At 59.0% G+C, this 12,547-nt stretch carries 9 protein-coding genes and 2 pseudogenes; 4 read left to right on the top strand and 7 right to left on the bottom strand.

From position 1 onward, the window contains the following. Nucleotides 1–31 precede the first annotated feature (31 nt). Both AC0TNJ_RS10485 and AC0TNJ_RS10490 read left to right on the top strand, forming a co-directional pair. Nucleotides 32–994, top strand: coding sequence for an ABC transporter substrate-binding protein (locus AC0TNJ_RS10485; RefSeq protein ID WP_473771057.1), 963 nt, complete (start codon nt 32–34; stop codon nt 992–994). Nucleotides 995–1,014: 20 nt separating this feature from the next. Next, nucleotides 1,015–2,694 (top strand): ABC transporter permease, encoded by a 1,680-nt coding sequence (locus AC0TNJ_RS10490; RefSeq protein ID WP_473771058.1) that lies wholly within the window; start codon nt 1,015–1,017, stop codon nt 2,692–2,694. A gap of 39 nt (nt 2,695–2,733) precedes the next feature. Here AC0TNJ_RS10490 and AC0TNJ_RS10495 read toward each other — a convergent pair whose 3' ends face one another. The 5 genes from AC0TNJ_RS10495 to AC0TNJ_RS10515 form a co-directional block, all read right to left on the bottom strand. Beyond that, a complete protein-coding gene (locus AC0TNJ_RS10495; protein WP_473771059.1) occupies nt 2,734–4,338 on the bottom strand; it encodes an FGGY-family carbohydrate kinase in 1,605 nt (534 codons plus the stop codon). A 12-nt stretch (nt 4,339–4,350) separates the two neighbouring features. Then, entirely contained in the window at nt 4,351–5,079 is a 729-nt protein-coding gene (locus AC0TNJ_RS10500) for an SDR family oxidoreductase (protein ID WP_122000762.1), read from the bottom strand. A gap of 19 nt (nt 5,080–5,098) precedes the next feature. After that, entirely contained in the window at nt 5,099–6,343 is a 1,245-nt protein-coding gene (locus AC0TNJ_RS10505; protein WP_063882537.1) for a sugar ABC transporter permease, read from the bottom strand. Continuing rightward, a complete protein-coding gene (locus AC0TNJ_RS10510) occupies nt 6,343–7,173 on the bottom strand; it encodes an ATP-binding cassette domain-containing protein (RefSeq protein WP_473771060.1) in 831 nt (276 codons plus the stop codon). Before AC0TNJ_RS10510 ends, AC0TNJ_RS10505 begins: the two co-directional genes overlap by 1 nt. Nucleotides 7,174–7,257: 84 nt before the next feature. Continuing rightward, nucleotides 7,258–8,304: an ABC transporter substrate-binding protein gene (locus tag AC0TNJ_RS10515; protein WP_473767874.1), complete on the bottom strand. Its 1,047-nt coding sequence runs from the start codon at nt 8,302–8,304 to the stop codon at nt 7,258–7,260. Between the two features lie 323 nt (nt 8,305–8,627). On the opposite strand from AC0TNJ_RS10515, the gene AC0TNJ_RS10520 reads away from it, so the two are divergent. Both AC0TNJ_RS10520 and AC0TNJ_RS10525 read left to right on the top strand, forming a co-directional pair. Continuing rightward, nucleotides 8,628–9,641, top strand: coding sequence for a substrate-binding domain-containing protein (locus tag AC0TNJ_RS10520; protein WP_473771061.1), 1,014 nt, complete (start codon nt 8,628–8,630; stop codon nt 9,639–9,641). Between the two features lie 144 nt (nt 9,642–9,785). Beyond that, nucleotides 9,786–9,893: pseudogene (locus tag AC0TNJ_RS10525) on the top strand (transposase); the annotation flags it as partial. A gap of 55 nt (nt 9,894–9,948) precedes the next feature. Here the strand turns inward: AC0TNJ_RS10525 and AC0TNJ_RS10530 are convergent. Then, nucleotides 9,949–10,489: pseudogene (locus tag AC0TNJ_RS10530) on the bottom strand (IS6 family transposase); the annotation flags it as partial. A gap of 17 nt (nt 10,490–10,506) precedes the next feature. Further along, the gene (locus tag AC0TNJ_RS10535; protein WP_473771062.1) at nt 10,507–12,501 is read right to left on the bottom strand and encodes a DUF4139 domain-containing protein; all 1,995 of its coding nucleotides are present in this window, start codon (nt 12,499–12,501) and stop codon (nt 10,507–10,509) included. Between the last annotated feature and the right edge of the window lie 46 nt (nt 12,502–12,547).

The raw sequence follows: 12,547 nt of genomic DNA on the forward strand, positions 1-12,547 counted from the left end.
ATTCCATCAGGCAACATCTCAGGAGACACAGATGAAAAAATCCATTCTCGGCGCGGGGCTTGCGCTTGTCACCGCTTTGCTGGCCAGTACGGCAGCCTATGCAGACATCACCGTCTATTCGGCTGGTCCCGGCAGCCTGATCGAAAAGCTTGCCGCAGGTTTCACCGCCAAGACCGGCGCGAAGGTCAACGTCTTCCAGGCCACAACCGGCAAGGTGATGGCGCGCATCGAAGCGGAAGCCGCCAATCCGGTTGTCGATGTTCTGATTTCGGCATCCTGGGACACGGCAACCGACTTCGCCAAGCGCGACTGGCTGGTGCCCTATACCAGCCCGAATGCCGAGAAAGTGCCGGACTTCCTCAAGAATGAAACCGCTGTCGCGCAGGGCGTTTCGGCCCTCGGCATCGCCTGGAACCCGGCCAGCAAGACGCCAAAGCCTGCCGAGTGGGCCGATCTCGCCAAGCCCGAATACAAGGATCTGGTCAATCTGCCGGACCCGGCACAGTCGGGTGCAACCTTCGAGCTCATCGCCGCCCTTCAAGCCCAGCAGGGCTGGGATCTGTTCAAGAACCTGCATGAAAACGGCGCGACTGTCGCCGGTGCCAATGCGGAAGCCTTGAACCCCGTCCTTCAGGGCGCGAAGGCCGCCGTGTTCGGTGCCGTCGACTACATCTCGCTTGCCGGCAAGGCGAAGGGTGAATCCATCGACGTCATTTTCCCCACGTCGGGCACCGTGATCGCGCCGCGCCCGGCCATGATCCTCAAATGGTCGAAGAACCAGGATGAGGCCAAGCAGTTCATCGACTACATGCTGTCCGATGAAGGCCAGAAAATGGTTGCCGACACCTATCTGATGCCTTCGCGCACCGACGTTCCGGCCAATCGCCCGCTGATCGGCGATCTGAAAATCCTGCCGATCGACGCGAAGGAAGTCTACGGCAAGCGCGACGAGACGCTGAAGGAATTCGGCGCCGCCTTCACAGCCAGCAACTGATATTTGAGGGGCAGAAAGACATGACGACAGGCAGTACGGCGGCTCGCAATCCGCTCGGGTTCGTTGCGGTTGCCGGGCTAGCATTCATCGTCGCGGTGCCCTTTGTCTTCATCGTTCTTCAGGCTGTCTTTCCGCAACTGGGGAGAGGCTCGCTGGCCGAGCCTTTCCTGCACCTCCCGGCCCTGTTTGAAGACCCCAAGCTTTTGCGCATGAGCGGCAACACTGTGCTGCTGGGGCTTTCGGTGGTCGTGCTTTCCGCCTTCATCGCTGTTCCGCTCGCCGTTTTCCGCGCGCTCTACAAGGTGCCCTTTGCGGTGCTGTGGGATGTGCTGATGCTCGTGCCTTTCATGATCCCGCCCTATATCGCCACCCTTGGCTGGATCATGACCCTGCAGCCGCGCGGCTATCTGGAGCAGCTTGCCGGTTTCAATCTGGCACCCTTCCTGTTCTCGGTCGCGGGCATGAGCTTCGTCATGGCGCTGAACACGTTTCCGCTCGTCTATTTTGCGGTGTCGCGCACGATCGAAGCGGTTGGTGCGCGCTATTCCGATGTCGGTCGCGTATTCGGAGCGTCCCCATGGCGATCCTTCTTCCGCATCACCCTGCCGCTGGCAACACCGGGACTTGCGGCAAGCCTTCTTCTGGTTTTCGCCGCAGCCATTGAGGAATATGGCACGCCAGCAGCCCTTGGACGCCGTTCCGGCTTTGAAGTTCTGGTGACGGAGATCGATCTGCGCATTTCCGACTGGCCCATTGACCTGGCAGGTGCTGCCGTCTTTTCGCTGGCGCTTGTCAGCCTGTCGCTGGCGGCTTTTCTGGTCCAGCGCTGGATATTGACGCGCCGCTCCTATGTGACGACCGGCGGCAAGCCGCAGGCTAAGGACAAGCGCCCGCTCGGAGCGCTCACCGTTCCTGTGGTGGCTCTCTTCGCCCTCGTCGCCTTTGCTGCAACGGGCGTTCCCCTTTTGGCCATTCTGGCGACCGCTCTTTCGAAAACGGTGTCCGGCGGGCTGGTAGCGTCGAACCTCGGCTTCGATAATTTTGCCGCCATTGCCGAAAACAGCGCGGGCGGTATGCGTGCGCTCGCCAACAGCCTGTCACTTGGCGTTGCAAGCGCCCTGCTGACCGGACTGCTCGGCGCGGTTGCTGCCTATGCCGTCGTGAAGATGCGTTTTCGCGGGCGCTTCTGGCTCGACATACTGACCGTGCTGCCCAATGCCTTGCCCGGCGTCGTTGTCGCGGTCGGCCTCATTCTGGCCTGGAACCAGCCCGCCCTGCCCGTGTCGCCCTACAACACACCGCTGATCCTGCTGCTTGCTTATTGCTGCATTCTTCTGCCGCAGCCGATCCGCTACGCATCGGCTGCCTTCCACCAGATCGGCGACAATCTGGAGGCTGCAGCACGTGTTTGCGGCGCAAACAGCTTCACCGCTTTCCGCCGCATCATGCTGCCGCTGATCGCCCCGAGCCTCATAACGGCGATGCTGCTGGTCTTTGCCGTTGCCACGCGCGAACTGGTCGCGTCCATTCTGGTCGCGCCGGTTGGAATGCAGACCATTTCGATCTTCATCTGGCGGCAGTTTGAACAGGGATCTGTCGGCCTCGGCATGGCCATGGCATTCATCGCCATCCTCATCACCACGCTTCTGCCGCTCGTCCTGATGGGCTTGTTGAAGCGCTCCGGCCTCGTGAGGATATGACACAAATACCGCACCGCCCGGAGACGATGCGGATTTCTGTTAAAGCGTGCGGATTTTGCGAGCGGTTGCCTGCAACAGCGTGAACGCCTCGAAACGCCTGTCGTGCCATCTGGCGCGTTCGGCATCCGGCCTGTTCACCGCACCAAGTTCCGACATGGCGTGCATGGCGGCGGCAAGATCGGGATACGCGCCAGACGCAACCGCGCCCAGCATGGCCGAACCGAGCAGAACCGGCTCCGGCGACGTAGACGCGGCGATGACGAGGCCCGTCGTATCGGCAAGCACCTGCCGCACGAGATTGGAACGCGCCGCGCCGCCGGAAACCACGATAGTATCGGTTTCGATGCCCTTGGCTGTCTGCGCCTCCACAATCTGCCGCGCGCCATAGCCAAGCCCGCACAGACCGGCGAGATAAAGCCCGGTCAGGCTGTCGAGCCCAGCATCGAGATCGAGCCCGGCAATGATCGCGCGCGCATCGGGATCAGCGAACGGCGCCCGGTTGCCGAGAAATTCCGGCACGACATGAAGGTCACCGATAATCGCAGCCGTGTTTTCAACACCACCCCTTGCTTCCACTTCGGCAGCGAGGCTGTCGGCCAAGCTCTTGCCCTGCGTAGCCGCCTGCTTTTCGGCTTCCGCAGCGAAAGGATGCATGTGGATCAGGTGATCGATAGCAGCACCCGCCGCCGACTGCCCGCCTTCATTGAGCCACAGGCCCGGCACCATGGCCGAATAATACGGCCCCCAGACGCCATCCACGAAAACCGGCTGTTCGGTTGTGGTCATGGTGCAGGCCGACGTGCCGAAGACATAGGCCATGCGCGACAATATCCGGCCTTCCGAACCGCGCGCGCCCACCGTTCCGATACCGCCCGCATGGGCGTCGATCAGACCGGCGGCAATCGCCGTGCCTGGCACGAGACCAAGCTCGGCCGCTGCCTCTTCGCTCAGGCCACCCAGCTTTTCGCCGCCAGCACGAACGTTGGTACCGATGCGGGCGAAATTTTCGTCCGCCAGTTCGCCGAGGCCGACTTGCCGGAAATAGGCTTCGTCCCAGCGCTTTTCATGGCTGAGATAAGTCCATTTGCAGGTGACTGTGCAGGCGGAGCGCGCCAGACTGCCGCAGGATTTCCACGTGAGGAAATCGGTCAGATCGAAAAACTGCCAGGCAGCGGCGAAGGTTTCCGGCTTGTTTTCCTTCAGCCACAACAGCTTCGGCGTTTCCATTTCGGGCGAGATAGTGCCGCCAACATAGTCGAGAACCTTGGCCTTGGTCGCATTGATGCGCTCGGCCTGAGCGACTGCGCGATGATCCATCCACACGATGATATCACGCACGGGATCGTTGGACGGGCCGACGGCGAGCGGCTTGCCGCCCTCGCCCAGCACCGCCAGCGAGCATGTGGCGTCATAGCCGATACCGGATATTCGCGCCGGATCGACGCCGGCGATCTTGACGGTCTCGCGCACGCTTTCGCACACCGCCTGCCATATATTGGCGCTCGACTGTTCGACAATGCTGCCCGCCTCGCGCCAGATGGTAATGTCGCGCTTGGCCGAAGCAAGCATGGTGCCGCTGCCATCGAAAAGACCGGCGCGGGCGCTGCCGGTACCGACATCGACGCCCAGATAATAGCTGGTCATGGTCGCTCCCATCTACAGATCAAGGCTCTGCGGAAGAATGACCAGATCGCGAATGGTGATGTTGCGCGGGCGCGTCAACATGAACATCACAGATTCCGCAACTTCTTTCGCTTCCATAAGGCTGCCATTGGCCAGCGCCTCGTCCAGCTTGGCCTTGGGCCAATCGCTGATGAGCGCGGTGACGACCGGGCCCGGCAGGACGCCGCCGACGCGGATACCATGCGGGGCGACCTGACGGCGCACCGTATGCACGAAGGCCTGAACGGCATGCTTCGACGCCGTATAGATCGGCTCCCAAATCACCGGCACGACACCGGCAACGGAGCTTGTCATGATGATATCGCCGGTCTTGCGTTCCATCATGTGCGGCAGCACGGCATGGATGGTGCGAAAGGCTGCATTGATGTTGAGGTTCAACATGCGGTCCCATGCATCCGGGTCGCCTTCCCACAAGGGGCCGCCGATATAGGCACCGGCATTGGCGTGAAACACATCGAGTTGGCCAGCCTGTTCGAGAATCTGCGGCATCATGGTGGCGACCGACGCCGGATTGAGCAGATCGATGACCAGCGGCTTCGCCTTGTCGCCGAGTTCGGCGCATTTTTCGGCCAGCGCCTTCTCGTCACGGTCGACGAGAAACACCGTCATGCCCGCTTCGATCATATGCTTTGCACATTCAAAGCCGATGCCGGAGGCGGCACCGGTGACGGCGCCCACTTTTCCATTGAGATCCTGAGCCATTTTTTCAGTCCTTAGCGGTTTAGGCGCGGCCGTGCGACTGGCGCGAGCGGCGGGCAAGAGAATCGACGATCACGGCGATGGCAAGCACTGCGCCTGTAATCATGTAGCGAAGCGAAGAGGACAGATCGAGCAGCGTCAAACCACTGGCAATCGACTGGATGACGATAATGCCGAGCAAGGCCGACCATGCGCTGCCGCGTCCGCCAAAGAGGCTGGTGCCGCCTATGACGGCTGCCGCGATGGCGTTGAGATTGACGTCACCGGTACCGGCCTGCTGGCTGGAGGAGGCAAGGCGCGACGCTGCGAGAATGCCACCGGCTGCGGCGAGAACCGAACAGGTCATAAAAGCCGACATATAGATGAACTTCACATTGATGCCGGCGCGGCGCGCAGCTTCGCGGTTGCCGCCGACGGCCTGCATGGCGCGGCCCCATTTGGTGCGGGTGAGCGCGTAATTCATCGCGATCACCAGCGCCACGAACAGGCCGAACATCCACGGCACGCCGCGCGACTGGTTGAGATAAAACACCGCACCACCGACAATAACGGTGATGACAATGGCCTTGAGCGCGATCCCGGCTGACGACGGCGCCGACAGTCCGGCCTCACGGCGGCGCTGGGCGGAGCGAAATCCGGTGAAGAAGATGGCAAGCCCGGCAATCAGCACCAGCGCATAGGAAAGCGGACGCGGCATGACCAGAAGCTGGCCGAAGCTCACGAGCCAGGAGCCGTAAGGCAGGTTGATCGAGCCGGTATTGCCGAGCAGATAAAGCTGAAGGCCGAGCGCTGCCAGCAGGCCAGCCAGCGTGGAAACGAAGCTTGGCATGCTGAAACGGTTATAGAGAAAGGCGTAAAGCAGGCCGATCAGTGCGCCGGTGCAAAGTGCCGCCAGCATTGCGATCCCGACAGGCCAGCCATGATTGACCCAGAGCACGCCGACGATGGCCGACGCCAGACCGCTGACCGAACCGACCGAGAGGTCGATTTCGCCAAGCATCAGGATGCAGACGATGCCGAGTGAAATCACGCCGATGGTCGAGCAGTCGAACAGCAGGTTGACGAGGTTGTTGCTCGACAGAAAGACCGGGTTCAACGTCTGGAAGACGGTCCAGATGATGACGAGGCCGACGATAACCGGCAGCGATCCAAGATCGCCCGAACGAACACGGTCGAAGAAATTGCGCAGCGCGCCTGAAACGCCTTCGTCGTGGCGCACGCGTGTATCCTGGCGGTCGAGAGGGGTATTTCCGGTTGCCTGGTTCATTATGCTTCTCCCTGATCATGGGACTGACCGGCTTCATGCTGCGCCTGCCGCCGTTCAGCGCGGCGGGAAACGGAATTGCTGCTCGCTCCGGTAATGGCGGCGACCAGTTCCTCGTTCGAAGAATCCGGGTAGAAAACACCATTGTTCCGGCCAAGGCGCAGCACGACGATGCGGTCTGCCACGGCGCGCACGTCTTCCATATTATGGCTGATCATCAGGACGCCGAGCCCGCGGTCGCGGACGCGCTCGATAAGATCGAGAACCTCAGCCGTCTGCGCAACGCCCAGCGCTGCCGTCGGCTCATCGAGCATGATGAGCTTCGGATCGAGCAGCAGCGAACGCGAGATCGCAACCGTCTGGCGCTGGCCACCGGAAAGCGAAGCCACCGGCTCGCGCACGCTTGGAATGCGCGCCGACAATTCGTTCAGAAGCTTCCACGCCTTGATTTCCATCGACACTTCGTCGAGGCGACAAGGGCCCATTTCGCGGCCAAGAAAAATATTGGCGACGACATCGAGATTCTCGCACAGCGCCAGATCCTGAAAGACCGTCGCGATGCCGAGATCAAGCGCCACGCCGGGCGAAGAAAGCACAACCTTCTCGCCATTGAATTCGATTGTGCCGGACGTCGGCTGATGCACGCCTGCCAGCGTCTTGATGAGGGTAGACTTTCCCGCGCCATTATCGCCGACAAGCGCGACAACCTCGCCCGGAAATACTTCCAGATCGATATCGGTCAGCGCTGAAACAGCGCCGAAATTCTTGGATATGCCGCTGAGGCGCAACACTGGTTGCCGCGACGATGCGGTTGGTTTTTTTTCCTGGGACATGGTTCGCTTTCCCCGGCATATCGTACGATATGCCATTATCGCATGAACTCGCCCGACCAGAATACTGGCCGGGCGTATCGTTGCTTACTTGGTGATGCCGAGCTTCTTGCAGCCTTCGGCATAGCGGTCGACGCACAGCGTATCAGCGGAAACGATGTTCTTGTCGATGATCTCTGCCTTGAGGTTTTCAGCCGTCACGACCACCGGTACGAAGAGCTTCGACGGCGTGTTGTAGAGCGTGGCTTCGGCCTTCGGGGTTTCGCCGTTCAAAAGCTGACCCGCAACGCGTGCAGCTTCCGCAGCGACAATTTCAGACGGCTTGTTGATCGTGTTGTACTGATCGCCCGAAATGATGAGCTGAAGTGCTGCAATCGTCGCATCATTGCCGGTAACCGGCGGAAGCGGATCGATACCGGCGGCCTTCATGGCTGCAATCGCGCCGCCTGCGGTGCCGTCATTGGCAGCCACCACCCCGACGATCTGGTCATTGAAGCGAGTAATCTGGCCGCTGGCCCATTGCTGCGCCTTGCTCGGCGCCCATTCCGGCGTGTCATATTCGGCAAGCGTCTTGTAGCCGCTATCCTTAAGTCCGGCATGAATGCCGTTCTTGATGAGACCGGCTGCGGCATCGGTCGGCGAACCGTTGATTTGCAGAACGCCGCCCTTGTCGCCCGGCACGCCCTTGTCCTTCAGGTTCTTGACCAGCGATTCCGCAATCGACTTGCCAATGGCTTCATTGTCGAACGACACGTAGAAATCCGACGTCGCATCCGGGATCGGGCGGTCATAGGCGATGACCTTGATATCCTGCGACTGGGCGAGCTTGACCAGCGAAGCTGCCGCTGCCGTGTCAACCGCATCGAGCACAATCACCTTCGCGCCCTGCGAAATGACCGAGTTGAACTGCTGCTGCTGCTTGCTCGCATCGCCATCGGCGTTGAGATAAAGCACCTTGCAGCTTTCGCAGATTTTCTTCATCTCTGCGGCAAAGCCCGGATAATCGCGCTCCTCGTAACGTGTCGATGCCTGATCCGGCATCAAAAAGCCGACCACCGCATCCTTCACTTCCGCCTGCGCATTGCTTGCGAAAGACGACAGCATCACCGCAGCGAAAGCTGCCTTACCAAACATATTCTTCATGTCTCACTCCCACTGTTCTTCAGCTCCGGTTCGCACAACCTGGCAAGCGGATTCCAATCCCGCCCGGCTCCGTATTTCTCAGGTAGTGGCCTCCCACTCCATGATCCCGCTCCTTCGTAGCCTTCGCATTGCGGCCTATCAGAGCAAAATCATGTTGCACCATCGATAGTGCAGCATCACCATCGCTTAACATCCCCTATCCGGTCAAGAGGGAAATGATGAAGAAACAGGACCAATTGCCACCCGCCCCACTTGCAGCCAGCGGTCTCGACCCGCTAAGATCATGCTTCCATTCCAACGGATAAGCATGTTTGATGAGTGTTTCCCGCAAAGTAACCATCTATGATATATCGGAGAGAGCGGGCGTATCCGCCTCTACAGTTGCTTCCGTCATGAATGGGTCGTGGGAAAACCGAAGAATTACCAAAGCAACGGCGGATAAGGTCAGAGTAATAGCCGGCGAGCTCGGCTATACAATCAACCTTCAGGCGCGAGGGCTGCGCATATCGAATTCCGGCCTGATCGGCATGATCTTGCCTATGCTGGACAATCGCTATTTCAGTTCGATGGCGGCCTCGTTCGAAACGGTGGCACGTTCAAGGAATCTTATTCCCGTTGTGGCCAGCACATTGCGCGACCCGCAGCAGGAACGCAGTACTGTGGAAACATTGATTGCCCATAATATCGATGCCCTGCTGATCGCAGGCGCCACAGACCCCGACAGTGTCGCCAAACTCTGCGAAAAGGCCCACCTGAAGCATATCAATGTAGACCTGCCGGGCAAACACGGCGCCTCCGTAATCAGCGACAATTACGATGGCGCTCGTCAGCTTACCCGTCACATTGCCGAACGCAGGTTACGTCGCAAGGAAAACAGTTTCTATTTTATTGGTGGCGTCGACAGTGACCACAACACGCGTGCACGCGTACGGGGCTATCAGGATGAGCTGGCTGCGCAGAAACTTCCGGTTCACGCTGGCACGATCATGACAAATGGCTACGGCCCCGATATCGCTGCAAAAACGATCCGGGATATCTACAACGAATTGAACGGACTGCCCGAGGCATTGTTCGTCAACTCGACGAGTCCCTTTGAAGGCATCGTGAGCTTTCTAAAAACGCTTCCGGTTGACGAGGTTCGAGAATGTTCCATCGGATGCTTCGACTGGGACCCCTTCATCGAGGTTCTCCACTTCCCGGTCGTTATGGCCCGGCAGAATGTTCAGGCAATGATCGAACGTGCCTTTGAACTTCTCGATGAACCCGCCCAAACAACCGATCTGCCGGAAATGATACCTACGGAACTGATCATCCCTCGCGGTGTTTGAACTTCAATCGATTGACCATCGAAACATGTCAGCCAAAGAGCCTCTCAGCGATGGGCGGACAGAGGTGGCTCGGGAAAATTGAACCGTTGTGATAAGTGGCTTTCGGCTTTTGAACACGGCAGTATGCCGGGAACAGGAGCCAAGATGACGAAACGCTCCCGCCGCAATCATAGCCCCGCCTTTAAGGCGAAAGTCGCGCTCGCCGCTATCAAGGGGGAAAAGACAATGGTCGAACTCGCGCAGCAGTTCGACGGGATCTGTTGCAAAAATTTCGGTTGGGCAAAGCGTGGCCTACCGCTGGACGCAGTTATGCTACGAGTTTGGCGAATTGCCGTTTGAGCGATGGCGCTTTCGCTGTTGCAAAGATGCCCTGCTGCTTGCGCATCATGTGAACCAGTTCAATACCGGCAAGCGTGATCCGGGCGGCGGCTTCGGACTTGAAGCCACGCATCGACCGGATCCGGCGCTTGACACGGCAGTGATCTTGCTCGATGGCATTGTTCATGTATTTGCTGGATCGGATAGCGATGGGTCCTCGGCCTGCCGCAACGGTTCTCCGCATCGCACTGCATGATGGCCATGCGGTTGGTCTGGCTGCCGTCAATGGTGATCCGCTCCAGCTTGCCATGGCGCGCCAGAGCCTTGCGCACAAAGCGCTTCGCGGCCTGGAGATCGCGGTTTGCGGTGAAGTAGAACTCGACCGTATCGCCATAGTTGTCGATGGCGCGATACAGATAAAACCACGCGCCTTTGACCTTTACAGAAGTCTCATCGAGGTTCCATTGCCGCGGGACCTCGCCTTTTCTCCGATTGAAGCAGTCAATCAGCTTGTGGCTGAAATGCAAAACCCGAGCTTCGAGCCCAATCAAAATTGGCGGATCGTCTCACGCACCTGATCATCAATATGATCCGTGACTTTCTTGGCGGCTTCACGTTTTTCGGTGGCCCGAACGATACTCGTTTCGCTCTCTTCAAGAATTTTCAGATACTTGGTTTTCAAGTCGCTATTCTCGGGGACGGCACCGATGTTTTCTCGGATGCGCTCCTGCTCTTCAGCAAGCCGCTGAATATCTTCACTGGTTTTTTCTAATTCCCTGTGCGCATCGACCTGCTTCCTGCGTACCTCGGCCAGCTGTGCAAGCTTTTCCGCTACTCCCTTGTCGGCGGCGGAAGACGACCAGCCAAGCAGAACGTCCGGTTCCGCGTCAGCCAGTGTGTAGCTGTTGCTTAGGAGCAATTCGTCTACCGCGGTGACGGAAGCTTCGCCCCCCGCTTCAACATTTGCCTGCAACCGGTGATGCGTAGCGGTTCGACCGTTCTCTGCTTGCGACACAAACGACCAGCCATCACGAACTGGATGTTCGATCACGATTGTCCGTTCACCATCCAGAGCACCCGAAATCGTATAGGTCGTGGTTTCCAGCAGTTTTTCTGTCGTGCGGATCGTCCCATCCACGATTTTGATATCCACGATCTTCTGCGTTGGCTTGCGATCCTCGGTTACGGTCACTTTCCGGTCAGTGGCAAAACTTGCCATGCGTGTATCGCCCTTGGGCAAGCCCGCGAGTTCGGCATCACCAATATAGCCTGCACTGGCATCATAAACGGTCAGGATACCGCCCGGCATGCTTGCGCCGGTCGAATTGCTGATCTTGATCGCTGCAATCGGATGGCGCAGCTTGCTTCCCGCAGTATAGACAGAAACCATCCGTGCTTCCACCGATGCATCCGCGATAGGGACCGAGAGGGTATCGCCATTTGCCAGATCGTAGCTGCCGGGCAAGTCGAACGTGGCTGAAGTATCGCTTTCGGTGGCAGTTGCGCCAGTCTCCGCCTCGCCCGTCGCGCCCCCGTCGCCAGCAGGAGCCGGGGCTACTGCCGCCTGGTCCGCTACAGTCTCCATGGTTGGCGCCATCATGGCTTTTTTATCGGAAGCGGCGCGCGCCCGAACTCGATTTGACAAGTTGCCTGTATCGGGAGCCGCCACATTATCCGACGCCGTGTTGACGACGACTTCAGACCGTTCTTTCCAGTAGAGCTGATGCAAGCGCTGTTTCAGCGTAACGGGATCGGCGGAGGACAGCGCGATCTTCACACCTTTCCAATCTACTCCGCTGGCATTTTCAAGTATGGCCCACGCCTGAAGACGAGCTTTGGCGTCCTTGCCGACGACCACCCGATAGGCTGTCTTCCAGATCGGCGCGGCGATCACATAGCTAAGCCGAACTTCTTGTCCACCAGCTCCGGCAATATGTACATTAACGACACGTGCACCGTCATTTTTTGCGCGTCCCGTCGCCGCAACCGCGTCGGCCAGTTTCTGGCGCATCTCCGGATCTTCGACTGTCAGCGCGGCATCGTCGCCCAATTTGAGTGTGTCAATCCTGTCGTCCTTGCCAAGCACCGTCAGCAATGCACGTTCTGCCGTTTTCTCGCTGCCGCGCGTTTCCACGCCAAGAACCTTGCCCATCACTGTTTTTCCGCCACTCGTGACCGATACCACCGTGCCTTGCATGGACGCGAGCAGTGCAGGCGCTGACACCAGAGTTTCAGGCGTGAACGGCAGGCCCTTGAAAGTCTCCTCGAGAGGCCTGGGTCCGGCGAGCGATATCCGATCGATCGTTCCAGCGTTGCCATTCAAGACGAGGCTTTTCAGAATATCGTCCACCTGGTCGAAAGGCACTTCGATCTGTATCGTTCCGTCAGCCGTTAGGGTGGCTTTTCTGGAAATTTCCGCCAGTCCGCCAGAGGACAACCGGATCGCGTCGATCCCACCGCTATCACCTGCTACGGCGATACCGGAAAGTGCAGTACCAAGGAGCAATGCGGCAGCCCCGGCTACATGGATGCGTTGGAACACGGTTAATCTCCTCAGAACAGAATCGGCGTAGGGCCTTATCGTTTTC

The organism is Ochrobactrum sp. PL_is483 (genome assembly GCF_055816855.1).

Excerpts from the sequence above, each read along its gene's own strand:
- AC0TNJ_RS10485 (WP_473771057.1), top strand. The coding sequence starts at position 32 with ATGAAAAAATCCATTCTCGGCGCGGGGCTTGCGCTTGTCACCGCTTTG.
- AC0TNJ_RS10495 (WP_473771059.1), bottom strand. The coding sequence starts at position 4,338 with ATGACCAGCTATTATCTGGGCGTCGATGTCGGTACCGGCAGCGCCCGC.
- AC0TNJ_RS10510 (WP_473771060.1), bottom strand. The coding sequence starts at position 7,173 with ATGTCCCAGGAAAAAAAACCAACCGCATCGTCGCGGCAACCAGTGTTG.
- AC0TNJ_RS10490 (WP_473771058.1), top strand. The coding sequence starts at position 1,015 with ATGACGACAGGCAGTACGGCGGCTCGCAATCCGCTCGGGTTCGTTGCG.
- AC0TNJ_RS10505 (WP_063882537.1), bottom strand. The coding sequence starts at position 6,343 with ATGAACCAGGCAACCGGAAATACCCCTCTCGACCGCCAGGATACACGC.
- AC0TNJ_RS10500 (WP_122000762.1), bottom strand. The coding sequence starts at position 5,079 with ATGGCTCAGGATCTCAATGGAAAAGTGGGCGCCGTCACCGGTGCCGCC.
- AC0TNJ_RS10515 (WP_473767874.1), bottom strand. The coding sequence starts at position 8,304 with ATGTTTGGTAAGGCAGCTTTCGCTGCGGTGATGCTGTCGTCTTTCGCA.
- AC0TNJ_RS10520 (WP_473771061.1), top strand. The coding sequence starts at position 8,628 with ATGAGTGTTTCCCGCAAAGTAACCATCTATGATATATCGGAGAGAGCG.